16 protein-coding genes are annotated in these 26,705 nt (G+C 64.9%); all 16 read right to left on the bottom strand.

All coding sequences use genetic code 11. The annotated features are described in order from the left end of the window. Positions 1–134 precede the first annotated feature (134 nt). Complete coding sequence (locus RT131_RS09665) at positions 135–968, bottom strand: glycosyltransferase family 2 protein (RefSeq protein ID WP_313172415.1); 834 nt, start codon at positions 966–968, stop codon at positions 135–137. Continuing rightward, positions 965–1,834: a glycosyltransferase gene (locus RT131_RS09670; RefSeq protein ID WP_313172654.1), complete on the bottom strand. Its 870-nt coding sequence runs from the start codon at positions 1,832–1,834 to the stop codon at positions 965–967. The genes RT131_RS09665 and RT131_RS09670 overlap by 4 nt, the downstream gene beginning before the upstream one ends. Beyond that, complete coding sequence (gene gspD, locus RT131_RS09675; protein ID WP_313172417.1) at positions 1,831–4,068, bottom strand: type II secretion system secretin GspD; 2,238 nt, start codon at positions 4,066–4,068, stop codon at positions 1,831–1,833. Before gspD ends, RT131_RS09670 begins: the two co-directional genes overlap by 4 nt. A gap of 9 nt (positions 4,069–4,077) precedes the next feature. Beyond that, a complete protein-coding gene (locus tag RT131_RS09680; RefSeq protein WP_313172419.1) occupies positions 4,078–4,755 on the bottom strand; it encodes a hypothetical protein in 678 nt (225 codons plus the stop codon). Then, positions 4,745–5,353 (bottom strand): type II secretion system protein GspM, encoded by a 609-nt coding sequence (gene gspM, locus RT131_RS09685; RefSeq protein WP_313172421.1) that lies wholly within the window; start codon positions 5,351–5,353, stop codon positions 4,745–4,747. The genes RT131_RS09680 and gspM overlap by 11 nt, the downstream gene beginning before the upstream one ends. Further along, complete coding sequence (locus RT131_RS09690) at positions 5,328–6,455, bottom strand: PilN domain-containing protein (RefSeq protein ID WP_313172423.1); 1,128 nt, start codon at positions 6,453–6,455, stop codon at positions 5,328–5,330. Before RT131_RS09690 ends, gspM begins: the two co-directional genes overlap by 26 nt. Further along, a complete protein-coding gene (locus tag RT131_RS09695) occupies positions 6,452–7,306 on the bottom strand; it encodes a type II secretion system protein GspK (protein ID WP_313172425.1) in 855 nt (284 codons plus the stop codon). Before RT131_RS09695 ends, RT131_RS09690 begins: the two co-directional genes overlap by 4 nt. Further along, on the bottom strand, positions 7,303–7,932 hold the full coding sequence (locus RT131_RS09700; RefSeq protein ID WP_313172656.1) for a prepilin-type N-terminal cleavage/methylation domain-containing protein: 630 nt from the start codon (positions 7,930–7,932) through the stop codon (positions 7,303–7,305). The genes RT131_RS09695 and RT131_RS09700 overlap by 4 nt, the downstream gene beginning before the upstream one ends. Positions 7,933–7,949: 17 nt before the next feature. Next, positions 7,950–8,342, bottom strand: coding sequence for a prepilin-type N-terminal cleavage/methylation domain-containing protein (locus tag RT131_RS09705; protein ID WP_313172427.1), 393 nt, complete (start codon positions 8,340–8,342; stop codon positions 7,950–7,952). Next, positions 8,339–8,785, bottom strand: coding sequence for a GspH/FimT family pseudopilin (locus tag RT131_RS09710; RefSeq protein ID WP_313172658.1), 447 nt, complete (start codon positions 8,783–8,785; stop codon positions 8,339–8,341). The genes RT131_RS09705 and RT131_RS09710 overlap by 4 nt, the downstream gene beginning before the upstream one ends. Before the next feature lie 72 nt (positions 8,786–8,857). Beyond that, on the bottom strand, positions 8,858–9,286 hold the full coding sequence (gene gspG / locus RT131_RS09715) for a type II secretion system major pseudopilin GspG (RefSeq protein WP_313172429.1): 429 nt from the start codon (positions 9,284–9,286) through the stop codon (positions 8,858–8,860). 27 nt (positions 9,287–9,313) lie between these two features. Beyond that, entirely contained in the window at positions 9,314–10,531 is a 1,218-nt protein-coding gene (locus RT131_RS09720) for a type II secretion system F family protein (protein ID WP_313172431.1), read from the bottom strand. Positions 10,532–10,562: 31 nt separating this feature from the next. Beyond that, entirely contained in the window at positions 10,563–12,290 is a 1,728-nt protein-coding gene (gene gspE, locus RT131_RS09725; RefSeq protein WP_313172435.1) for a type II secretion system ATPase GspE, read from the bottom strand. 123 nt (positions 12,291–12,413) lie between these two features. Continuing rightward, entirely contained in the window at positions 12,414–14,297 is a 1,884-nt protein-coding gene (locus RT131_RS09730) for a S8 family peptidase (protein WP_313172437.1), read from the bottom strand. A gap of 155 nt (positions 14,298–14,452) precedes the next feature. Next, positions 14,453–22,834 (bottom strand): ESPR-type extended signal peptide-containing protein, encoded by an 8,382-nt coding sequence (locus RT131_RS09735; protein WP_313172439.1) that lies wholly within the window; start codon positions 22,832–22,834, stop codon positions 14,453–14,455. 1,904 nt (positions 22,835–24,738) lie between these two features. Further along, positions 24,739–26,616 (bottom strand): S8 family serine peptidase, encoded by a 1,878-nt coding sequence (locus RT131_RS09740; RefSeq protein ID WP_313172441.1) that lies wholly within the window; start codon positions 26,614–26,616, stop codon positions 24,739–24,741. Positions 26,617–26,705: the final 89 nt, after the last annotated feature.

Consider the following 26,705-nt stretch of genomic DNA (forward strand, 5'->3'; position numbering starts at 1 on the left):
CCCCTCCCCAACCCTCCCCTTGGCTACGCCAAAGGGAGGGAGCAATGCACGGTCCTGCCCCCTCCCTTGCGCCCCGCGCAGGGGGAGGGTTGGGGAGGGGTGCTCTTCGAGCCCCACCAGCCCAGGGAACGAATCTACTTCAGCAACAGCCGCGGCACCTGCAACGCCGCATGCGCCCAGATCGCACACCACACCCCTGCCCTCACCGGCAGGCTGCGCTGGCTGGCTTCAAACTTGCGGAAGTAACGCCACAGGCCACGATGCTTGTGCCATTCCACGAAGAATGGCCGCGAGCGGCTGGAGACCCCACGCACATGCACCACCTGCAAATCATTGGCAATGGCCACCACCGCACCGGCCTGCCGCGCACGACGGCACAGATCCAGGTCTTCGGCATGCAGCCGGTAGCCAGCATCCCAACCTTGCAGGCGATCGAACAATGATCGCGGCATCAACAACAAGGCACCCGACAAGGCCTGCACCTGCTGCAATGCCGTGGAATGGTCCACCTCCACCGCCAGCCGCGAACCGGCACCGGGGCGGCGCAGCATCGCGGCGAAATCCGGATCGCGGCGGCGTACCGCCGGGTCAGCGACGCCGTCCTCGTCCACCTGCTCCACGCCGAGCAGGCAATCGCCCAGCGATCGGCCAAGGTCGCGCAACTGCGACAAGGTCTGCGGTTCTACCATCAGGTCCGGATTGACGAAGGCCAGCCACGGCATATGGGACGCGTATGCCCCCTGGTTGCAGGCGGTGGCGAAACCGGGGTTATCCGGATTGGCGATGAAACGCACCCGCGCATCAGCCAGGGCATGGCGTTGTGCGATGGCCACCGAGCCGTCACGTGAGTCATTGTCCACCACCCGGATCTCGGCCACACCCTCGGCCGCACGCAGCCGCTGCAGGCACTCATCCAGCGTACTCGCACTCTCGTAACTGACCACCACTACTGCAATCGAATCGCTCACACCGGCTCCGCGCCTGGAAGGGAACCACAGGCGTCGAACAGGTCGGGCTGGGCTTGCGGCATTATCGCCTGCTCGCACAACTGCTGCAGTTGCCGCCGGTGCGCATGCAGCGGGTCGTTCATCAGGAACGCGGCCAGGCGCGCCGTCCATACCGGCCAGCGGTTGGCCAACACTTCCATGTCGCCTTCGGCCGGCCGGCCCTCGCCCTGGCGGCCGACGAAGGCGTTGTCACACAGCACGTTGCGCCAGCCCAGGCCACTCATGCGCAGGCTCAGGTCCACCAGGGCCGCATACCAGGAGCCGTAACTGTGGATATCCAGGCCGCCGGCACGGCGTCGCGCACTGCCGCGTATCAATACCGCATGGGTGACCGCCGAAGGCAGCTCGGGCTGCAACAAGGGCATCATCGCCAAGGCCTGCAGCAGCCGCGCCGGATCGGCAGGCAAGGGATTGAGTTCGCCCGCACGCGGCCACGATACGGCTTCGCCGGCGTTGCTCCACGGCGTGGCGGTGGCAATGGAGGCATCACGCGCCAGGCAATCACTGAGTTGCTGCAACCAACCGGCCATCGGCAAGGCATCCGGCGCCAGCACCGCCACATCGGCGTCGCCACAGGCCTTGAGCATCTCGTCCAGATGCGCCGCCTCACCAATCGCGCGCGGGCGCCGCGTGTACTCGGCCTGCAGCCGGGTGCTGGCAAGCCAGTGCTCGATCACCACCTGCCCGCGCGGGCCGCTCTGGCCATCGTCGGCCAGCCACACCGGCGTTCCGGCCGGCGTGTGCTTCTCCAATGCCGCCAGGCAGGCATCAAGCGCCGCGTCGTCCACCCCCACCGGCAGCAGGATGACCGGCAGCGTCATGCTCAGCGGCCCTTCGGGGCGTTGATTGGATCCAGCGCACGGAACTTGCTGCCGTACTCGTCGGTAAGATTGCGTGCTTCCTGCGGATTGCGAACGATGGTCGGGGTCAGCAGCACGATTACTTCGCTGCGTCGGCTGCTTTGGGTCTTGCGCCCGAACAGGCCACCGATCACCGGTAGCCGGCTCAAGCCGGGCAAGCCGGAAGAACCCTTGATGGCACTGTCCTCGATCAGGCCGGCCAGCATCACCGTGTCGCCGGCATTGACCGCCGCTTCGGTCTTCATGCGGCGGGTGTTGATGCGTACGTTGCCGTTGTCATCAGGCTCACCTTCAGGCGAGCTGACTTCCTGCACGATGTCCAGGAACACCATGCCGTCACGGGTGACACGTGGACGCACCTTGAGGATGGTGCCGGTTTCCAGGTACTGCACCTGCGAGTACTGGTTGTCGCTGATGCCCGATACCGACACCGAGTACACCGGAATCTTGCTGCCCACGTTCAAAGTGGCCACCGCGTTGTTGCGCACGAACAGCGACGGGGTCTGCAGCAGGCGGACATCCGTGACCTGGTCCAGTGCGGTGATCACCGCGGCGGCGTTCTTGCCGAGGAAGGTCCAGCTCAGCCCGCCGCCCCCTTTGCCGTCACCAGGAATCAACGAGCCAGCGATATCACCCCAGATGCCGCGCCCGAGGGCTGACGGCAGGCCGGCGCCGCCCTTGTCGACGGCGGCGTTGACCGCCTGTTCGAAGTACCAGTTGACGCCATAGCTCAGGTCGCCGCTCAAGGCGACCTCGGCTACCTGCGCCTCGATATGCACCTGCATCGGCATCACATCGAGTTTTTCCACCACTTCGCGGATTGAACGCCATGCCTGCGGCGTGCTGCGCACCAACAAGGCATTGGTTTCCTCGACGGCGGAAACACCGACGCGGTCGCCTTCCACTTCCAGGGTCACGCTGCCATTGCCCGAGCTGCGCTGCGGCAAGGCCATGCCCTCGCCCATGCCGCTGCTGCCGCTAGCACCGCCCACGCCATCGCTTTTACCGAACGAACCGCCGCCGTCACCGAGGTTGTCGTCGGCGCTGGCCGATGGATCGACGGTGCCCCCGCCTTGCAGGCTGACTGCACTGGCCCCCGGGGCCAGCGAAGCGCCACCATTCTCGCCGCCACGCGAACCACTGCCAGCCCCAAACACTTCGGCCAAGCGGTCCGCCAGGTCCTTGGCCTTGATGTACTTCAGCTCATAGGAGAACAGACGGGCGCTGCCGCCGGCACTGTCGATGCGGTCCAGCCATTGCTGGATCTGGTCCAGGTAACGCGCCTGCGGGGTGATCACCAGTACCGCATTGGCGTTGTCCAGCGGCATGAAGCGGAACATGCCGGCACTGGGTGTCTTGCTGGCTTCGCCAAATACCTTCTCAAGATCACTGGCCACCTGCGAGGCACGCCCGGACTGGATCGGGAAAACGCCCACCGACATGCCCGACAGCCAATCCACGTCGAAGATCTCGACCGTGCGCAGGTAGTTTTCCAGTTCGGTACGGGTGCCGCCCAGGGTAATGACATTGCGTGAGCCGTCGACGCCGACGATCGCGTTGGGCCGCGCATAAGGTTCCAGCACCTTTTTCATCTCGCTGGCCGAGATGTACTGCAGCGGCACCACCCGCACCTCATAACCACGTGCGGCCGAAGCCGGTGCAGTGCTCGGCGCGACCGTGCCTGCCAGCGCCTGATCGGCCGGCACCACGTTGTAGCGACCGCCGCTGTAGATCAGCCGGGCGTTGTTCCAGCCCAGCACCATCTCCAGCAGGTTCAGCGCCTGCGCCGGCGACACCGGCTTGGGCGTGGCCAGGGTTACCGTGCCCTGCACGGTCGGGGCGATGACGTAGTTCTGGCCGAGCATGTCACCGAGGATGGCCTTGGTGACCGCCTGTACCGACTCGCCCTCGAAGTTGAACACCGCCGTGCCATTGCCAGCGGCGGTCAGGGCAGGAGCCGGAGCCGAGGCAGCCGCGCGGTTGATCACCGTGCCGTTGCCACGACGGATCACCGCCCTGCCCTGGACATCATCGGCCTTGGGGGCATCTTCGGCGCCGAGCGGACTGGTGCGCGCTGCCTCACCGGGTGCCGGCGTACTGGTATCCGTCGCAGCATTGCGACGGATGTCCGGTGCCGGCGTGGTAACGCAGCCACTCAGGGCACCGATCAGCAGGCTGACTGCAACTATGCGTGATGTCATACGCTCACTCTACGGGTTCTGGCGGCCGGAGCTGCCGTTCTGATTCTGTTGTGCCTGCCGACGGCGGGCCTGGATGCGATCGCGGATCGCCTTGATCTGGTCTGCCGAAGGCGTCACCGGGTCGGCTGCTGGCGGCGGTGGCACGCTGACGTTTGCAGCAGTCGCCTGCGCGGCGGTTGCGGCAGGCACGCCCGCAGCGTCAACGGGTGGCCTCGGCCCGCCACTGAATACCTGCAACTCCAGATTCAACGTGCCGGCCGGCCCGCTGACCACTGCGCTGCGCGGCTGCAGCGACAGCAACTGCCAACCCTCCTGTACCTCGCCACCCAGACGCAGGCGCAACGACTTGCCCTGCTCCGTGGTCAAGGTGGCCATGTCCAAACCTGGCGTCATCAAGACGCCGGTCAAGCGCACACTGGCCGCTGCCGGCTCACCCGCTTCGCCGATGAAGAATGGGTGCGGGCGCCGATCGCTGGCAAACAGAGGACGGTTCAAGGCTTCGGCATTGTCTGCAACCGCCAGCCGCGCTGCTTGCGGCACCGCCGGCAAGGGCGGCACCTCCAGCACGGTAGCGGTGCCGCCAATCCTGCTACCCAGGCCGAACAGGCATGCTGCCCATACCAGCAGTGCCCAGGCCGCGAACGCGCCCAGCAACCAGGTGCGCAGACCTGCTACGTCATTGCGCATTGGCAACCTCCGCCGTTGGCGCGACCACGCCGGGGCGCAGATAGCCACTGAGTTCGAAACTCACATCCAGGCCGCCCCCCCCTTCGCCCAGGCCCGCGGACAGGATATCGAGCCGATCCACGCGCAGTTGCGGCGTGCCGGTCTCCAGTGTCTGCAGCACGCTCATCCATTCATTCATGCCACAGCGCAGCCGTGCCTGCACCGCAACCCGCGGGAAGCGGCCACTGTTGTCGGCCGGCAGTGGCGAACGATCACTGATCGCGCAACTGCGCTGGTCCGGGCTGGCCAGGCGCGCGGCCTCTTCCAGTCGCTGCACCAGCTTGGAGGTCGCCAGCTCCACCGAATTCTCCGCCATGAAGCCGGGCTGGTCGGCCAAGGCCTGTTGTGCCTGCTGCAGCCGTTGCGCGACCTGCGGTGCCTGCCGCAGCTGGAGGCCAATGCGCTGCTGGCGCTCCTGCAAGGCCGCGATCTCGGCCTCCACCGCCTGCATCGGCCGGATCCACAGCGGTTGCACCACCAACAGGCAGACCACGGCCACGACGGCCAACAACAGCGCCAGGGCCAGCCAACGGTCACGGTGCGCGCGGTGCGTTGCCATCGGCAGCCTCCGGGTTGGGCCCACGCAGTTCCGCGGTCAAGGTGAAGCGCTCCCGCGCGGCGCCCTGGCCGGCCTGCAGCACGCCGGTCAATGACGGGGTCTTCCACAGCCTGGAACCTTCCAGCTTGGAGACCAGCGATGAGGCACTGCTGCTCATGCCGATCAATTGCATGCGACCGCCTTCGATGGAGAGTTTCTCCAGCGAGGTGTCATCGCCCAGGCGCAGGCTGAGTTCGTTGATGATCTCAGTGGCCGAAGCCTGCTCGGCGCGCTGCGCGGTGAAAAACTGATGTCCATCGACCAGATCCTGCAACTGCTGCCGCTGCGTGGCCACCGCGCGTGCGCGCACCGCGGCGGCATCCACCTGCGCCGACAACTGCGCGGCCGCAGCACGGCGGTTGTCGAGCAACTGCCATGCCGCCAGCACCACCATCACCATACCGGCGATCAACAACAGTCGGTTGAGCCGCCGCATCGGGTCATGGCGTTGCCTGCGCATTGCCGGTGGCAACAGGTTCACGCCCAGCGGCTGGGCCTGTGCATCGACCGCGTCCACGCCGTCGAGTTGCTGCTTCCAGGCTTCTGCCTGGCCCAGCAACGCCTCGACCAGCGGTCGCGGCGCGACCACCAGTTCGACATCCAACTGCCCGTCTTCGCGGCGCTGCAGCAGGCGTACGTCGTAATACACCTGGGCGGCGCTGAACGGGGTCTGCCGGTCTATCTCGAAGCCCACTACTTCGCGCAGGCGTGCCTCGGCCGCGGCCGGCATGCGCAGGGGCTTGCGCAGCACCGCACGGGCTGGCAACAACGCGTGGCGTGGCAGGCCCAGCATGCGCGGCGGCAACGCCGCTTCGACCGCAGTGGGTACCGCGCCAGCGGGCAAGGTCTGCAGCAGCTGTTGCTGCCCACCCTGCAGTAGAGACACCCGCAACTGGGCATCGGCAACGTCCAGCAGCAGGCGCGCGTCCGATACCCCGAGCAGGCTCCGCCAACGTGCCGGCAGCCATGCCAGCAAGCCCTGCGTCCACCATGCCCAGAAGCCACCGGCACCCGGCACGATGCGCGCAGTCGCCAGCCCCAGTCGTTCACGCAACCCCGTCATCTGGACATCGCTCCCTGTTCCCACTGCAGCACCGTATACGGTGCACCGGCCATCGCACCGGGATTAAGACGTACCACGGCGCGGATGACCGCTTGCCGCTCGGCCACCAGCTGCACCGTGCTTTCCACACTATAAGTGCCGCTGTCACCTCCCGTGGGGGAAGTTTCGCCCATCCCGGCACCGCCGTCTGCACGCTCACGCTGCGCCATGATCAGCGCCGCATCCATCCCCATGGCGGTCAATACCGGTGCGGGCGCGAAACGCGGGCTGGGCCGCCCGCTACCGTAAACCGTCAGCAAGGGAGCCAACTGTGCATAAAGTGCGGGCTCCATACCGAGCACGCGCTGCACCTCGCTGACACTGTCAAATGGCGCGTTCTTGGCACCATAGGGCAGTCCGGCGGCCTGGTAATCCGCGGTTTCCGCGCCGCCCGAGACCTGCAGCAACGCATCGACGTCGCGCCAGTCAACGATGGCGCCAGCCAGCCGGGCGGCCTTGTCAGGGGCCACATTGAGCGCACGCAACAGCGCTTGCAGCAGGTTCAGGTCAGCCTGGTTCAGATCGACCTTGCCGGTCTCATCAACGATCCGCAGCGTCACTGCATGACCGTCGAACTGCCAGCGATAAGGGCGCCCGTCAGCGTGCCAGCTGGGCTGGGTCGACGTGGCTCGCATGCGCGACAACGCGTAATCGATACCGGCATGGGCCACCTGTTCACCACCGGCCAGGTCGCCGCTGACCCGTCCCTGCAGATGCTCGACCCGCGCCGTCATCGCGAACGCCGCGATGGTGGTGGCCAGCAAGGCCACCACCCATAGCACCAGCACCAGGGCCGCGCCGCGCATCGTCATCGCCAGCTCCCGGCGACGCCATGCTGCGGCAGCGCAACCACCAGCGGCGGCCACGCGCCGCCGCGCGCCGGGGTGATCTCGATGGCGACCAAGGCCGGCATGCGCCCGGGCGAATCCCAGCTGTCCTGCCAACGCCCCATTGCACCGGTGTTCGGATCGGTACCGCGATAACGCAGCTTGACCTGCTTGAGATCCTCCGCCAGCAGTTCGCTGTCGCGCGGAGGATTTTCTTCCAGCAGCTCTCCGTTCTGCAGCAGGGTCAGGCCAATCCGCAGCTCCTGCCTGTCACCGCTGCCACTGACCTGGAGCGTGTGCAGGTAGGGGCCACCCCGGCCCAGATAGTCCGGTACATTGGCCACGAATCGCAGCTGCTGTGGCGTGCCAGTGAACACGCTGGCATTGCCACTCAGCGCATCACGTTGCAGCGGCAACGGCATCGCCGAGACCAGCCGCCTGCGCAGGAAGCCCTCGACCGCACGCATGCGCTCGTTGCCACTGGCAATCGCCTCACCACGACTGCTGATGGCCAGGGTGGAACGCACCGCGGCAAATGCCAGCGCCATGCCGGCTGCCAGCAGCACCGTCGCCAGCAACACCTCGATCAGGGTGAAGCCGCGGGCACGCATTCGCAGGGAGGGATGTCTCACGGCTGCGCCTCCAGCGGCGCGTTGCCACGCAGGCGCAGCGTGCGCCAACGCAGCTGTTCCTGCGCGCTGTCACCCCAGCGCACCTGCAGGTCCAGCAACCACAGCCGCGACTGTTGCTGGCGCGGCTCAACGTACGGCGAAACCTGCAGGTTCCAGTGGTAGCGGCCCTGCTCCCACTCGCCCTGCTGACGACCCGCCTGCAGCGGCGCTTCAACCCCGGCAACCGCCAGCAGCGATTGCGCATGCAGGGCGGCACGACCATAGCCATCGGCCAAGCTGACCTGGCGTGCGGCGCCGGACAGACTGCCCAGCAGCAGTGTCATCGCCAAGGCCAACAACGCGAAGGCGACAATCACTTCAATCAGCGAGTAACCGCGCTGACGCCTCATCCGGCGCCCTCGTGCAGCGGACCGGCCTTGACCTCGCCGGTGATCCACGCCACGTCGATGCGCCACACCGCCTTGCCTGCGCGCAGTTCGATACGGCCACCACTGGAGGCGCCATCTTCAAAGAAGCGTATGACGCCTTCATCCCTGCGCGTCTGCAATTGGCCAGCGCCGGTGAAGCGCACCGTCAGCGCCTGCGGCAGCTCTCCATGATGACCATCCGCACCCTGCCAGCGCCGACTGCCCGGATTGATCTGCAATTGCTGGACGGTGCCGGTGCTGATCGCGCGGGTGCGGGTGTAGCGCAGCTCGGCCGCCAGGGCCTTGCCCGCCGAACGCAGGCGCAGGCCATCCATGCCGCCATTCATGGCCATGGCCGCCATCATCGCCAGCGCGGCCACCAACGCCAGTACCAGCACCATCTCCAGCAACGACATGCCGAGCATCACGCCATGCCGCGCGGGTACGGTACGCGCGGTGGCAAACGGAAGTGGAGAACGCGGCGCGACCATCAAGGCTTATTCGTAACGGATGTCGGCGTTGTAGCTTTCGCCACCGGGCTGGCCATCGGCGCCCAGGCTGATCAGGTCGAACGGACGTCCTTCACCTGGCACCCGGTACTGCACCGGATTGCCCCACGGGTCATTGAACTCCGCCGGTTTGGAGTACGGTCCCAGCCAGCCCGCCACACCTGCGGGCTGGGTGGCCAGATCCTCCAGCTTGCCCGGCAGGCGGCCGGTGTCGAGCTTGTAGTTCTCCACCTTGCTGGCCAAGGTCTGGATCTGTGTCTTGCCGAGGTTGGCCTTGCCGCGGTCGGCACCGCCGAGCACACGGCTGCCCACCAAGGTCAGCACCGCACCGATCAGCACGATGACGATGATGATTTCCAACAGGCTCATGCCGGCCTGGCGTGCGCGTGACAGCGGTTGTTTCAGGGTTCGCCTCATTTCTTCTTCCTTTCCGAAATCCAGGGATTAGCCGATGGCATTGGTGAGGTCGTACAGCGGCACCAGCACCGCGATGATGACCACGCCCACCACCGACGCCAACAACAAGGTGATCACCGGCACCAGCGCCGCCAACATGCGGTCGATGGCGCGGGCACTTTCCTGTTCAAAGGTGTCGGCGGTCTTGAGCAGCATGCTTTCCAGCGTGCCCGACTCCTCGCCAACCTGGATCATCTGCAGGGCCAGCCGCGGGAAACGGCCATTGCGACCCAGCGACGACGCCAGCCCGGCACCATTCTTCACCGCCTCGGCGGCTTCACTGACATCCGCGACCAGGGCACGGTTGCCGAGCACGTTGCGGGCAATGCCCAGCCCGGCCAGCAGCGGCACGCCATTGCGCAGCAAGGTGCCAAGCGTGCGCGCGAGTCGCGCGCTCTCCAGCTTGGCGACCAGCCCGCCAATCATCGGCCGTTTCAACAGCCAGGTATCAAATGCCAGACGGAAAACCGGATCGCGCCGCTTGCGTTCCACCCACAGCAGCAGCAATGCAGGCACCACGATGAAAACCAACCAGCCCTTGCGTACCAGCAGGCCGACTTCCAGCACCGCGCGGGTGAACCAAGGCAAGGTCACATCGAGGCTCTGGTACATCAGCGAGAACTGCGGCACCACGTAGCCGAGCAGGAACAGCAGCGCCAACCCAACCACCACCAGCAGGATAGCCGGATAGATCAGGGCATTGATCACCCTGCCCTTCAACTCCTGGCTGCGCTCCAGGTAATCGGCCAAGCGCTGCAGGGTTTCATGCAGGCTGCCGCCGGCTTCGCCGGCACGCACCATGTTGACGTACAGCCGCGAGAACAGGCCGTGCTGGCGCTCCAGCGCCTGCGACAGCGGCGCACCGCCACGTACGCTGTCGCGGATGTCGGCAATCACCCGCTGAGAACGCGGGTCTTCCGGCGTTTCCATCAGGATCGACAAGGCGCGATCCAGCGGCTGCCCTGCCCCCAACAAGGTCGCCAGCTGTTGGGTGAACTGGACCAGCGTCGCACCGGCAAACGGGCGTTGCCGCCATTGCTTCCAGCTGCCACCCTCGAACGCCGAACCGGTCGCAGGCCTGGCTTCCACCGGCAGATGCCCCTGCTCCTGCAGGCGCGCGATCACCTCGCCTTCGCTGGCCGCATCCATCTGCCCTTCCAGCAGGTCGCCACGGGCATCCAGCGCCTTGTAGCGGTAACGCGGCATCAGCAGCACCGCTCCAGGCGAACGCGATGGCTCATGCGTCCTCCGTTACCCGCAGCACTTCTTCCAGCGTGGTCTCGCCACGCAGTGCCTTGCCGATGCCGTCTTCGTACATGGTGCGCATGCCGGCCTTGCGTGCGATCTGTTCGATCTCGCCCATGCCGGCCTTGCGCATCACCGCAGTGCGCAGCGCGTCATCCATCACCAGGAACTCGACGATGGTCGTGCGGCCGAGATAGCCGGTGGGTGCGTGCGGCGAGGGCTGCGCGCGATAGAGATGGATGTCGCCCTGCGGCTGGAAACGGCGCAGGCCGAAGCGCTGGATTTCCTCGTCCGACGCGCGGTAACGCAGCGCATGGGTCGGCTCCAACCTGCGCACCAGGCGCTGGGCGAGGATGCCGTTGATGGTGGAGGTGAGCAGGTAGTCTTCCACCCCCATGTCCAGCAAGCGGGTGATGCCGCCGGCGGCATTGTTGGTGTGCAGGGTGGACAGCACCAGGTGGCCGGTCAGCGCCGACTGGATGGCGATGCGCGCAGTCTCCAGATCGCGCATTTCGCCGATCATGATGATGTCCGGGTCCTGGCGCACGATGCTGCGCAGGGCGTTGGCGAAATCCAGCCCGATCTGCGGCTTGGCCTGGATCTGGTTGATGCCTTCCAGCTGGTATTCCACCGGGTCTTCAACGGTGATGATCTTGACCTTGTCGGTATTGAGCTGGTTCAACGCGGTGTACAACGTAGTGGTCTTGCCCGAGCCGGTGGGGCCGGTGACCAGCAGGATGCCGTGCGGCTGCTCCAGCACCTTGCGGAACTGTGGCAGGAAATCCTCGCTGAAACCCAGCCGCTGGAAATCAAACACCACGGCCTCGCGGTCCAGCAGGCGCATCACCACGCTCTCCCCGTGCGCGGTGGGCATGGTGCTCACGCGCAGGTCCAGCTCCTTGCCCTGTACCCGCAGCATGATGCGGCCATCCTGCGGCAGGCGGCGCTCGGCGATATTGAGCTTGGCCATGATCTTGATGCGGCTGATCACCGCCGCGGTGAGGTTGACCGGCGGGCTCTCGCCATCAACCAATACGCCATCAACGCGGTAGCGCACCTTCAGTCGGTTCTCGAACGGTTCGACGTGGATGTCCGACGCACGCAGCTCCACCGCACGCTGGATCAACAGATTGACCAGGCGGATGACCGGTGCTTCGGAAGCGAGGTCGCGCAGGTGCTCGATATCGTCCAGCGGCGCAAGCTCGCCATCGGTGGTTTCCAGGATGGTGCCCATCGCACTGCGACCCTGCCCGTACCAGCGCTCGATCAGCTCATCCACTTCGCTGCGCACGCCAACCACCGGCGCCACCTCGCAGCCAGTCGCCAGACGGATCGCATCGATCGCATAGCCATCCTGTGGATCAGCCATCCACAGCAGGATGCGGCCACGCTGCTCGCCCAGCGGCAGCACCAGAAACTGCTTGAGGAAGCGCAGCGGCACCGGCTCGGCGCCTTCCACCAGTTCTGGCGGATGTTCGGGCAGGTCGCGGGCGGCCAGCAGCCTCAGCCCCAGCACCTTGGCACAGGCCTCGGCGTGGTCACGTTCGGAAACCAGGCCCAGCCGGGCCAGCAACACCAGCAGATCACCCCCGGATTCGCGTTGCAGTTGGCGGGCACGCTGGAGGTCCGCCTCTTTCAGCCGGCCCTGCGCCAACAGTTCGGTGACGATGCGGTCGGCAGGTGATGGCGCAAGTTGGGCGTCGTGGGCTACCGCGTTCACGCAATCCTCCTGGGTTGCCCGAACTTTAGCAGTTCGTACCCGCCGGTCGTGCACATGAACCTGCATTACAGGCAAAAAGAACCCCGGCAATGCCGGGGTTCCAAGCTCGTGCAGAAGTCAGGTTTACTGACGGGCAACCAGGCTCACGCCGCTGAAGGAACCCGCCCCCACCAGGGTGACGTAATAGGTGCCTGCCTGCGGCTTGTTCACGCGCACGGTCTCGCTGTTGCCCGCGCGGGTGGACTTGGCATCGAACGCGGTGCTGCTGGCAACCGCGTCGTAGCGCACATACACCGATACATCGCCAGCACCGCCATAGGTCATGAAGGTCAGCACCTTGCCGGCCTCGGCCTGGAAGCTGTAGACGGTCTCGCTGCCCGCGCTGCCGGCCAGCCCGGTCACTGCCACCTTGTTGACCAGCGGGGTTGCCTCGGGACCGCACTGCTCCACGTTGGGATCGCAAGGCGGCTCGGTGGCCTTGACCAGGGCAGCGTTGATGTTGAGGATGCCGGCGCCGATCGACGTGGAGGCCGGGATCGCCACCGGGAACGGCGTGGCGGTCTTCTTCAGCAGGTCGCGCATCTGGTTCAGGGTCAGCGGCGTATCCACCACGCTCTGCACCATCGCCACCGCCGCGGCCACATGCGGCGATGCCATCGATGTGCCGCCCATGCCGCCCAGGATCCAGTTGCTCGGCTCCGGCCCCTTCTCACCGCCGTTCATCACCTGCCAGATATAGCCGTTCGGATTGCCGTCTACCGAACCGCCCCCCCCCGGCGCCGACAGATCCACCCGCGCACCGTAGTTGGAGTAGTAGGCGCGCGCACCGGTAATGCCGGTAGCGCCGACGCTGATCACGTTGTTGCAGGAAGACATGGTGTAGCTGGCGGCATTGGCATTGTCGTTACCCGCCGCCACCACCACGATGGCACCCTTGCTGTTGGCCAGATCGATGGCTTCCTGGTACTCGGTCGGGCAGGTCGAGGGCGACACACTGCCCAGGCTCATGTTGATGACTTCGGCGGGATTGGTGTTGAGCGGCAGCCCCGGCACCTCGCCGCCTGCGGCCCAGACGATGCCGTCGGCAATATCACTGCCAAAGCCACCGCAGGAACCCAGCACGCGTATCGGCATCACCTTGGCCTTGTAGGCCAGGCCCGCCAGGCCACGGCCGTTGTTGGTTTCCTGGGCGATGGTGCCGGACACATGGCTGCCGTGCCAGGAGCTGACATCGGCGGCGTGCGAGCCGCCGGTCGCCCAGCCGGTGCAGTAGTTGGCTTCCACCCAGTCGCCGATATCCCAGCCACCCGGCGCACGCCCATCCGTATCGCGGCGCGACACGCGCTTGTCGCTGATCATGTCGTAACCGGGAATGACGTTGTTCTGCAGGTCCGGATTGCCCTGTGTGATGCCGGTATCGATCACCGCCACCACCACACCCTCGCCCTGCGACAGATCCCAGGCCTGCGGCGCACGCACGCCGGCGGTCGGGTTGAAGAAGTTCCATTGGTACTGTGCATAGTTGGGGTCGGTCGGGGTCATCGACGGTGCCACGTCGACCATGCGCTGGTACATGCGATCGATATCGGCGCGTTCCACCGCCGGATTGGCCTTGAGCTCACGCACGAAGTCCGCGGCTTCCTGCGCGTTGAGCGCACGCGAGGTCTTGATCACGCTCCAGCCCGGTGCACCCATGCGACGCAGCAACGCAGCCTCGACGGCCGGCCGCGCGGCGGCACGGGAGGTCTTCGCCACGGCGCGATCCAAGCCGGCGCGCGCCGCCGCGGCACCCAGGCCACGATTGAGGGTGGCCGCATCACGCAGCTCGCTGGTACCGGCACGGTACTTGACCACGAACCGATAGCCACCGCTGGTATCCACCGTGGGCGCACTCAGGCCAACGACTTTTGCAGGTCCAATTTCTGCAGCGGATACGGCGGGCGCGCCGATCGAAGCCATCAGTACGACACCGGTGATCGCCAAACCAAGCTGGGTCTTCTTCTTCATGTCGGATCTCTCGTCTTGATAGAACAGGGATGGAACTTCAACGCTGCATCGCTTTGCCGTCCTGGCTCGCAACAGCCGCACTGCGGGGGCAGCACGGCCACTGGCGATGAACCTGGAAGCCCCCGCCGCAGCAGGCGGGGGCGAAACCAAACCGCTTACCAGCCGAAGCCGGCGCCCACGCCCACCGAGCTGTCGTCACTGGTGAAGGCACCGCCGAAGGTGACGGTGGCACGCTCACTGATGGCGCGCTGGTAGCCCAGCGACAGCGCCGATTCGCCGCCCTGGTAGCCGACACCGACGCCGACCCGGTTCTGCGTGCGCACGCCCGCAGCACTCGTGGCCATGTTCAACATGGCCGCGCTCATCGCGCCCTGGCGATCCAGGCGGCGGTCGACATGGCGCAGACGCTTGTCGATATCGCCACGGAAGATGTCGAAGCTGTCGGCCATGCTGCTGAACTTGGTATCGGTATAGGTATTGGCCGCGGTGATACCGCTGTCCAGCTGCGCCTTGTTGACCGCATCGGTGGCCTGCGTGCCTGCGGCAACACTGGTGATCTGCCGCTCATGGCCGATGCTGCCAACCGATACGCTGTTGGCACGGTCCGCGATCGAGCCCTGTCCCAGGGCAACGGCACCGGTTGCGGTGACGCTGGAGCCCTGACCGATCGCGGTACCCGAGGCGACACTGACCGTGGCACCTTCACCCATCGCCACTGCATTCGTGGCAACAGCGGCAATGCTGGTGTTGGCCCCTACCGCGGTACTGCCATCCGCGTTGACACGGGCATTGCTGCCGATCGCCGTGTCATTCGGACCATGCGCGTAGCTGTTGTTGCCGACGGCGCTGCCAGCCACGTTGTTGGCCTTGGCCTGCTCGCCCAGAGCTACGCCGCTGCTCGCGGCGGGTGCCGCGGTCTCCGAGCGCGGACCATTGCCATTGCCATTGCCGTTGCCGTTGCCGTTGCCATTGCCATTGCCGTGACCGTTCCCATTGCCGTTGCCATTGCCGTGACCGTTCCCATTGCCGTTGTTGGCAATACGGTTGTTGAGCGAGGTGACCTGGCCATCAAGTGCCGACAGTGCTGCACCGACATTGTTGTAGCTGGCACCCTGGATGACATAGGTCGGGGCGACAAACATGCCTTGCATGCCAATGCCTGCACCGCCACCGAGGAAGCTGGCCATATTGCCCAGCGACTGGAACAACTGCCCGCCATTGATGGCCTGCATGCTGCCCGCAGCAATCGCGCCGGCAGCCACGTTGTCCAGCGTGGTGCCTTGGATCCCGGCCAGGCTCAGCTTGTCGCGGCTGGCATCGTCATAGGTCACCGCATTGGCGGTGACGCCCTCGATGCTGCCGATGCGACCATCGATGTCGGTGACGCGGGTTTCCACCGCACCGACCCGCTGGTTGGTGACATGCAGCTGGCCGCCGGTCACCGCATCGCTGCTGCCTTCGGCGATGCGTCCTGCACCAACGTTGACGATGCGACGCGTTACCGGGCCGTTGGTACCGTCGCCGCCACCCACCGATACCACGTTGGCTTCGACCGCACGCGAACCCGCACCCAGCGCCACCGAATTGGCACCGGAGACGCCTGCGCCCGCGCCGATCGCCACGCTGTTGGCACCATTGTTGGCGAAGGCACCGTAACCAATGGCGACGCCATTGGTGGCGGTGATCGAGGTCTGCCGGCCCAATGCGGTGCTGTTGCTGGCACGTGCCGATGCATCGGCACCGACCGCCGTGGCGCCATTGGCGTTCGCGGTACTTGACGCACCCAGCGCCGTGCTGCGCTCGGCACTGGCAACCGCCCCCGAACCGGAAGCGACCGCGTTGGTACCGCTGGCAGTTGCCACACCATCGCCGGAGGCCTGGAAGTACTTGTTGGTCTCGCCTGCGATATCCGCCACGGCATCCAACTGCGACTTGTTCACCGCATCGGTTGCCTCGGTACCGGCAGCGACATTGGTGATCTGCCGTTCGGCGCCCACATCACCCACCGACACGCTGTTGGCACGGCCGGCAATGGAGCCTGCACCCAGCGCAACCGAGTTGGTGGCACCAGCTTCGGCACCAGTACCAACGGCGGTGCTCTGTTGGCCGAAGGCCCAGGCATTGGCACCCACCGCGGTTGCATCATCACCGAAGGCCCAGCTGCCACTGCCGATCGCTACCGCATTGGTCGCGCCGATGCCGAAGAAGCCAAAGCCAGTCTCGGCACCATCACCAATCGCCAGGCTGCCCTCACCCAAGGCCGATGCATTGCGTCCCACGGCGACATTGCCATCTTCATAGGCGGCAGCGTTGTAGCCGACTGCAGTGGTGCCGACGCCTTCGGCGTAGCTCTGCGAGCCGGTCGCGGTGCTGTAGTTGCCCAGTGCATTGGCCACCGCACCACTGGCGGTGGATTGATCGCCCTTGGCATACGCACCAACACCGGTTGCCGTTGCGGCGAAGCCTTCGGCATTGGCGCTGGCACCGAGTGCGGTACCACCAACGCCGGCACTGGTGGCACCGGTCTGCACCGGCTCACCGCCGACGTTGATCAGCGGATCACCGTTTGCATCTACCGCATTGCCGCCCACCGCCACTGCACCGGGGCCCATCGCCTGTGCGTTCTGGCCGAATGCGGCTGCGTTCTGGCCACTGGCCAAGGCGTTCATGCCGACTGCGGTTGCGCCGTCAGCCACTGCATTGGCGCCACTGCCGAACGCCGATGCGCCGTTGCCAATCGCATTGGTCGCCTCACCGGAGGCCGTGGCGTTGTCGCCTTCAGCATAGGCACCGGCATCGCTGTCGGCGCTGCCGGTGGCCTTGAAGTACTTCGCCGTGGTCTGGCCTTCCGCCGCCACCGCAGCCACTTCATCGAGCTGATCCTTGTTGACGGCATCGGTTCCCTCGGTGCCGGCGGCAACATTGGTGATCTGCCGTTCGGCACCCACATCACCCACCGACACGCTGTTGGCGCGATCGGCAATCGAACCTGCACCAAGCGCCACCGAGTTGGTCGCACCGGCTTCGGCACCGGTACCAACGGCGGTGCTCTGCTGGCCAAAGGCCCAGGCGTTGGCACCTACTGCGGTCGCGTCATCACCGAAGGCCCAGCTGCCGCTACCGATGGCGACGGCATTGGTTGCGCCGATGCCGAAGAAGCCGAAGCCGGTCTCAGCGCCATCACCGATTGCCAGGCTGCCTGCGCCCAAGGCCGAGGCGTTGCGGCCAACGGCGACGTTGCCGTCTTCATAGGCGGCGGCGTTGTAGCCCACCGCCGTGGTTCCAACTCCTTCCGCATACGACTGCGAACCGCTGGCGGTGCTGAAGTCGCCAACCGCATTGGCGACCGCGCCACTGGCAGTGGATTGGTCGCCCTGCGCCCATGCCCCGACACCGCTGGCAGTGGCGGCGAAGCCCGATGCATTGGCACTGGCACCGAGCGCGGTACCACCGACGCCGGCACTGGTGGCACCGGTCTGCACCGGCTCACCATTGGAGGTGATCAGCGGATCGCCATTTTCGTCCACGGCATTGCCACCCACGGCCACCGCTCCGGGACCGGTGGCCTGTGCGTTCTGGCCAAACGCCGCAGCGTTCTGGCCACTGGCCACTGCATTCATGCCGATGGCTGCGGCCCCACTGGCCAAGGCACTGGCACCGTTGCCGATCACGATGGCGCTTTCACCGCTGGCCACGCTGTTGCTACCCAGTGCGATGGCGTTGTCACCATCGACCAGGTTGGCGAAGCCAAACGCACTGCTGTTCTCGCCATCCACCTGGTTGAAGTTGCCGAACGCCGAACTGTTCGTGCCGTTGGCGGTGTTCACATAGCCGACGGCGCTGGCGTAATCACCGGCGGCGACGTTGTAGCTACCCACCGCCGTGCTCTGTGCGCCCGACGCCTCCGAGCCAACACCTGCAGCAGTTGCGCCGTCACCGCTGGCGACAGCGTCGTCACTGCCATCGGCCGCACCGTTTGCCTTGAAGTAACGCCCTGCCAGCAGCGCACCTTCGGCTGCGGTGTTGAGCTGATCGACGTTGACAGCATCGGTGCCTTCGGTACCGGCGGCCACATTGGTGATCTGTCGTTCGGCGCCTGCATCGCCCACCGACACCGTATTGTCGCGGCCAGCTATCGAACCTGCGCCCAGCGCCACCGAATTGGTGGCACCGGCTTCGGCGCCGGTACCAACGGCGGTGCTCTGCTGACCGAAGGCCCAGGCATTGGCGCCAACCGCCGTAGCGTCATCACCGAAGGCCCAGCTGCCGCTGCCGATCGCTACCGCATTGGTCGCGCCGATGCCGAAGAAGCCAAAGCCGGTCTCGGCACCATCACCGATTGCCAGGCTGCCTGCGCCGAGTGCGGAGGCGTTGCGGCCTACGGCGACGTTGCCGTCTTCATAGGCGGCCGCGTTGTAGCCGACCGCGGTGGTACCCGCACCCTCCGCATAACTCTGCGAGCCGGTGGCAGTGCTGTAGTTGCCCAGTGCATTGGCCACCGCACCATTGGCGGTGGACTGATCGCCCTTGGCATACGCACCGACACCGCTGGCGGTAGCGGCGAAGCCTTCGGCATTGGCGCTTGCACCCAGCGCCGTGCCGCCGACGCCGGCACTGGTGGCGCCGGTCTGCACCGGCGCACCGCCCACGTTGATCAGCGGATCACCGTTCGCGTCCACCGCATTGCCGCCCACGGCCACTGCGCCGGGACCCATCGCCTGCGCGTTCTGGCCGAAAGCGGCGGCGTTCTGGCCGCTGGCCAAGGCGTTCATGCCGACCGCAGTCGCACCGTCGGCCACGGCGGTGGCGCCGCTGCCGAACGCCGATGCACCATTGCCGATCGCATTGGTGGCCTCACCCGCCGCAGTGGCGTTGTCGCCCTCCGCATACGCACCGGCATCGCTGTCGTCGCTGCCGGTGGCGGTGAAGTACTTGCTGGTGTTGCCGGCTACCGCAGCCACTTCGTCCAGCTGGTTCTTGTTGACCGCATCGGTACCCTCGGTACCGGCGGCGACATTGGTGATCTGGCGTTCGCTGCCCACGACACCCACCGACACACTGTTCTCACGATCGGCCCAGGAATTGGCACCGATGGCGATGCTGTTGGCCGCTTCGGCCACCGCGCTCTGGCCCAGTGCGGTGGAGTTGTCCGCATCGGCCCAGCTGTTGAAACCAATGGCGGTCGCGTATTCGCCCACGGCCCACGCGCCGTTGCCGAATGCCGCCGCCCCGGTGCCCGACGCCTTGGTGCTGATCAGGCCACCGAAGGTGGTGCCGCCGACTGCAGTCGACTCCTCGCCCGAGGCAATTGCCGATTCACCCACAGCCGTGGTGCTGACGCCGGATGCGGCCGCGCCCAGACCCATCGCGACGCCGTAGTCGCCACTGGCTTCGGCCCCGTAGCCAACGGCCGAGGCGAGGTCACCGGAGGCAACGCTGTAACTGCCAACCGCCGTGGTGCCGCGACCGCTGGCCTCGGCACGGAAACCGCTGGCCAAGGCCTGCTGTCCGGAGGCCACTGCCTGCGCACCCTGCGCCGTGGCGAACGCGCCCGAAGCTTCCGCACCCGCGCCCAGGGCGCTGCTGCCGTCGCCACTGGCGACGCTGCCCGAGCCCACGGCGACGGCATCATCGGCATCTGCCAATGCGCCATCGCCGATCACCACGCTGCCGTCACCACTGGCGACGCTGTTGCTGCCCAGCGCGATGGCATTGGCACCGTCGACCAGATTGGCCATGCCGAATGCACTGCTGTTTTCGCCGTCCACCTGGTTGAAGTTGCCAACCGCCGAACTGTTCATGCCGTTGGCGGTATTCACATAGCCAAGGGCGCTGGCGTAATCACCGGCAGCGACGTTGTAGCTGCCAACCGCGGTGCTCTGCGCACCGCTGGCCAACGAGCCAACACCGGCGGCGGTAGCGCCATCGCCGCTGGCGACCGCGTCATCACTGCCATCGGCGGCGCCGTTGGCCTTGAAGTAGCGCGCGGTCAGTTCCGCACCTTCGGCAACCGCAGTGAGCTGATCGACGTTGACCGCATCGCTGCCTTCGGTACCGGCAGCAACATGGGTGATCTGCCGCTCGGCACCTGCCGCCCCGACCGACACGCTGTCGGCACGATCGGCCACCGAGCTCGCGCCCAGGGCAACACTGTTGGCGGCGGTAGCGGTGGCGTTGGCCCCCAGCGCGGTGCTGTCCGCACCGCGGCTGGTACTGTAGAAACCGACCGCCGTGCTGTTGGCACCGCTGGCCCAGCTCTCGGCGCCCAGCGCACTGGCATTGTCACCGGGCGCATAGGCGAAGTAGCCGACTGCGGTGGATTCGGCACCCGCGGCTTCGCTCAAGGCACCTGATGCCAACGCATAGTCACCGGAGGCAATCGCACCCGCACCCAACGCCGTGGACGCCTCACCGCTGGCCTGGGTATCCACGAAGAAACCCAGACCCGGGATCAGATCGATCGGACCGCCCAGCGCAACGCTGCTGGTGCCCGACGCCGCGCTCTGGCTACCCACCGAGGTGCTGTAGTCACCGATGGCATTGGCCACCGCACCAAATGCGGAGGACTGCGCGCCCTGCGCGAAGGCACCCAGGCCCGTGGCCGTAGCGGCAAAGCCCTCGGCACTGGCGCTGGCACCCAGCGCGGTACCGCCGAGGCCGGCACTGGTCGCGCCGGTCGTCACCGGCTGCCCACCGAAGGTGATCAAGGGATTGCCATCGGCATCCACCGCATTGCCGCCGACGGCCACCGCCGCCGGACCGGTCGCTTCGGCGTTCTGGCCGAAGGCGGCGCTGTTCTGGCCTGCGGCCAAGGCGTTCATGCCGACCGCGGTTGCGCCGTTGGCGACGGCATTGGCGCCGTTGCCATACGCCGACGCGCCGTTGCCGATCGCGTTGCTCGCTTCACCCGCTGCGGTGGCCGCATCACCTTCCGCATACGCACCGGCATCACTGTCAGCACTGCCGCTTGCCTTGAAATACTTGCTGGTGTTCTCGGCAACTGCCGCGACCTCATCCAGCTGCGACTTGTTCACCGCATCGGTGTCCTCGGTGCCGGCAGCGACGTTGGTGATCTGGCGTTCACTGCCCACGTCACCGACCGAAACCGTGCTCTCGCGGTCGGCCCACGAGTTCGCACCGATGGCGACGCTGTTGGCTGCCGCTGCGGTGGCACTTTGACCAAGCGCGGTGGAATCGTCTGCATCAGCCCAGCTGTTGAAGCCAATCGCGGTGGCGTACTCACCTATCGCCCACGCGCCATTGCCGAATGCCGACGCGCCGGTACCCGACGCTTCGGTGCTGATGAAGCCTCCGAAAGTGGTGCCGCCAACCGCAGTGGATTCTTCGCCAGAAGCGATCGCCGATTCGCCTACCGCCGTGGTGCTGGTCGCCGAGGCGGAAGCACCCAGGCCCATCGCAACGCCGTAATCGCCGCTGGCATCGGCGCCATAACCCACTGCCGAAGCAAGGTCGCCGGAGGCTGAGCTATAGGCGCCAAGCGCAGTGGTGCCACGACCACTGGCATCGGCACGGAAGCCGTTGGCCGTTGCCTGCTGCCCGGAAGCAAGCGCCTGACTGCCCTGCGCGCTTGCATAGGCACCGGTCGCTTCTGCACCGCTACCAACAGCAGTGCTGCCCAGCTCGCTGGCAAGACTGCCGGAGCCGACCGCAGTGGAATCATCGGCAGCCGCGTAGGCGCCATCGCCGATCACCACGCTGCCATCACCACTGGCGACGCTGTTGCTGCCCAGCGCGATTGCGTTGGCACCATCCACCAGGTTGCCGGAACCAAATGCACTGCTGTTGGCACCATCCACCTGGTTGAAATTGCCGACAGCCGAACTGCTTTCGCCGTTGGCGGTGTTCACATAACCCACCGCACTGGAATAGTCACCGGCGGCGACGTTGTAGCTGCCAACCGCGGTGCTTTCCACACCGCTTGCCAGCGAGCCAACACCTGCAGCCATCGCGCCTTCGCCGCTGGCCACGGCGTCATCGCTGCCGTCGGCAGCACCATTCGCCTTGAAATAGCGACCAGCCAACAGCGCACCGTCGGCAGCCGCATTGAGTTGATCGAGATTTACCGCATCGGTGCCCGCGGTACCGGCGGCGACATTGCTGATCTGGCGTTCGCTGCCTGCCGAGCCCACCGACACCGTGTTGGCGCGATCGGCGATGGAGCCGGCGCCCAGTGCCACGCTGCCAGCGGCAGACGCGACCGTGCCCGCACCGATGGCCACTGCATTCGTGCCCGATGCATCGGCGCTGTTGGCGATGGCGCAATCCACCAGCGTTGCACTGCCAAGTACCATGCACTGCGCGTTACCGCCCACTTCCACCGACTGTGCCTGCGCCGCGGTTACCCAGGCACTTGCTCCTAGACCCAACGCAACGGCAACCGACAAGGCTTGCAGGCGTATTCCGGCGCTATGCCGCTCATCCATGACCACACCGGCCGAGCTGGACGATGCCAACTCCGACGCCACCACCAACTGCCCCAATGCCTTGTTCCATACCTTGCGGTAGATCCGGTTCATCGCTGCTGCTCCTCAAGTGGACGGTTTTTTCCTTGCGTAAACGCGCCATCGCCGGGCCATGCGTGTGCCCAACGATCCCCCTGTGGTGTTGTGATCCCGGTCCCGCTGAAACTGGGCACGTGAGGCTCACGCCTGTCGTGGTCTACCCCCCTGGTTCCATACCTGTCGGGTGACTACGGGATGGATGGAGTCTTAATCGACGATTCATGATTCGTCAAATATTTGGCTCAAAAGTCAGGTTTTGTGAGGAACCACTCAAATCTCTCAGTTTGATGAGATTTTCGGAAAAATTACTTCTGAAACAGTTGCCTAGTCGCCGATGTCGCGAGAGACATTGATTACTTGCGCAAGCGGGCAGCTGCCACAAAAAAAAGCGGATCGCCTTGGGCTGCGGGCTTTCTGAAGATTTTCCCGAAACATCGAATGGCACTGGCTTGCTTACGCCGAAAATCAGGAAACAGCTGCATTGCAGCAACCGCATACGCGCTGCCGGATAGCATCAGCGGAGATGAATAGGCCGGATCGACGCGCCGCGCTGGTCAAACAACTGACACCAGTCGCCGTAGCCGACCGGCAAGCTCAGACGGGTGTCCGCGCACTGAACACCCACTTTCCATCAAGGGTTCAACCGACCAGGAGTTTGTCGGCATCGCTCGGCACCTGCTCCGTGACTTGATGTTCCCGGCCCGCCGCTCGTGCAAGTCCCAGGCTGCCCCATCGGAATTCCATGGGCGATATAGCCATTGAAAAGTGACTGCCACAACCCGCTGCAATTCTCATCGCTAGCGTGCTGCCAAGGGCGATGCCGATTGCGGAACCATAGCGGACCGCGTTCTCCGCTACTAAACAACGGTCGCGATCCAGCTTTTTCGACCAACAAACTGCAGTCGCCTTACCTGTTGCCAGGGACCGCGCGACCCTTGACCGAAGCAAGACGTTAGCCGATCTACACCGTGACTTTGATCCTGCCGTGATTAGTTGATCTCCGTGTGTGGTAGCGCGAGCGACGTACGGGAGGCGCTAAGCGGAAAGCACCGAAAAATTGCCGCTTCGGTGCTGCGCGAGACGGAATGTACAGCGCGCGACTGATCGTCTGTTCGGACGCCTGGCAGCTCATATCCTAGGGATGGAGGTACCCATCCAGCCAAAGTTTTGCTCTGGACTGCTGCCGTGGCAGCGTGTGAGCCGCCGTCTCCACCAAGGCTGCGACGTATGAGTCTGCAGGGCATGCGCAACTTCCCCCCAAGCGCGGTCGCTGATTCGATCTGCTCGGCGCAGCTTGCGCCCCATGATTGCGCCGCAGCGCGCGGCAGGCCTTAGACACAGCTCGGTCCAGCTAGGTTGCTATCACACGCCTCGGCTTACCCGTAGCCATACCTCTCCCGCGCTGCCAACCCCAATATCCATGTCAAATACCATAGCAATGCAGCCGAGTCCGACTGGACTCCTTCAGGATTCCCCCGGATCAGCAGTAATGTCGATCAAATCACGCTGCGAGCTGGTGCTGAGACTCCCAGGGTTGCCAGCGTCCCCACATGGTCGACTTCTAGCTGTCCGTGTAGCACATCCGCTGCCCGCACTTTTTGGGGGCAACACTCTGGCGGCCTATGACAGCCCGGGTACGTTAGATCGGTCACTTGAATCCGCAACGGTCGGTAAACACAATACTGGAGGCCCTGCAGATGCGATCTGCGTTACAGCGGCCTGACCCCCAAGCAATGGCTTTCGACAATCGGCCAGCACTGTGGTCGCGGAAACCCGACTTACAAACCTGCCTGGCAGGTACGGATTGATCATCATTCGCGGCGAGCTCAACACCGGCAATCGCATTGATCTTGCTGTGGCCATAAAAGGAAACCCCGGCAATGCCAGGGTTTCCCCAATCACAAAGAAATTGAAAGCCGCTACTGGCGCGCGGTCAAGCTAAGCCCCGCGTAGGCACTCACACCAATCACTTTGAGGTAATACGTGCCCTGCTTGGGGGCAGTGAAGCGCACCGTCTCGTTATTACCTGCTCGCACCGAAAACGCATCAGCCTGGCCAGGCTGCGGCTCCCTGTCGAAGCTCGCAAACAGCGAAACATCACCCGTACCACCGAATGTAATGAAACTGAGAACTTGGCCAGCCTGTGCCTTGAAGCTGAAAATCTGGACACTCCCCTTCTCACCGGCTAGACCTGCCCGGGTGACTTTGTTAGCAAGTGGAGTGGCATCAATCTCACACTGCTGCTGGCTGGGTTCACAAGGAGGCGTGGTTGCCTTCAGCAGTGCAGCTTCAACGTTGAGGATACCTGCCCCCATCGGCGTCGAAACCGGAACAGCAACCGGAAATGGCGTAGCGGTCTCCATCAGAAGATCACGCATCTGCGCCCAGTTCAACGGTGTTTCAACAACGCTCTGTACCATCGCTGCGGCAGCGGCGACATGAGGGGACGCCATCGAAGTTCCAACTATTCCCTCTACAAACCACTCCGAGGTTGGCCCCTCGGTCCCACCGTTGTACATCTGCCAGATCCAGCCCTGAAAATCATTCTCCGCGTTTCCACCTGGAGCGGATATATCTATCCGACTCCCATAATTGGAGTACCGCGTCGCCCTCCCACCATTGACGCCAGTGGCTCCCACACTGATCACATTCTTGCAGGATGACATTGTGTAAAGACTGGCATCCTTACTGTCGTTGCCCGCTGCCACAACGATGATGCTGCCCTTGCTGTTTGCCATGTCAAAGGCATCCTGCAGCATTGGAGAGCATTCACTTTCTTCACTACTTCCCAAACTGAGGTTGATGATTTCCGCTGGATTAGGATTGATCGGCAATCCTGGAACTTCGCCACCTGCTGCCCACACCACGGCATCGGCGATATCACCATCCCAGCCGCCACAAGAACCCAGCACCCGCAGGGGCATTACCTTAGCCTTGTGGGCCAAGCCCGCTACACCAATGTTGTTGTTGGTTTCCTGGGCGACCGTACCTGCCACATGAGTACCATGCCATGTGGTGCCCTCTGCAAGGTGGGGGCGGGATGTTGCCCAACCCAGACAATAGTTCTCATCCACCCAGTTGCCTAAATCCCATCCACCCGGAACACGCTCATCGGAGTTCCGTCGGGAGGCACGTTTGTCGGTGATCATGTCATAGCCTGGAAGCACATTACCCTGTAGATCGGGGGTACCTTCGATGATGCCAGTGTCGACTATAGCAACCACCACAGCTTCCCCTTGGGAGATATCCCACGCCTGCTCCGCCCTGACGCCGGATACCGCGTTGGAGAAGTTCCACTGCAGCCTGCCGTAGTCGGGGTCCTGCGGCGTCATCGCGCGCTTTGCCACGCCCATGTGGTGGTATATTTGCTCAATCCGTGCAGTCTCCACGGCCGGATTGGCTCTCAGTTCACGAAGGAATTTCTCTGCCTCCAGCGCATCCAACATGCGCGTTGTGGAGACAAGACGCCAACCGGGCAACGCGGTGCGCCGCAACAGCCCTGCCTTCACCGCTGCACGGGAGGAAGATCCCACGCCGGCTGCTACGGGACGATCAAGAGCCGCCCGCGACAATGCAGCAGACAAGCCCTGATTGAGCACTGCCGTACTGTTCAACTCGCTGGTTCCAGCACGGTATTTGACCAGGAAGCGTTGACCACCGCTCAACGGCGCCAACTCTTTCGCCAACAGTTTCTGCGAGTTCGCGGTCCGCTCGGCTGCGGACAGTGCTGATATCCCAACGCATCCGATCGATGCTGCAGCAGCAACTGCCACACCAATATTCCTGAGTTTCTTCATCTCGAATATCTCTTCTGGTTGAAAGGAGGAAGGCCCGCTGGGCAAATCCAAGCTGGGGTCTTGCGACTGGATCACCAACAAGGGAAAGG

Origin of the sequence: Stenotrophomonas sp. (assembly GCF_032066555.1) — a bacterium.
Classification (GTDB): domain Bacteria; phylum Pseudomonadota; class Gammaproteobacteria; order Xanthomonadales; family Xanthomonadaceae; genus Stenotrophomonas.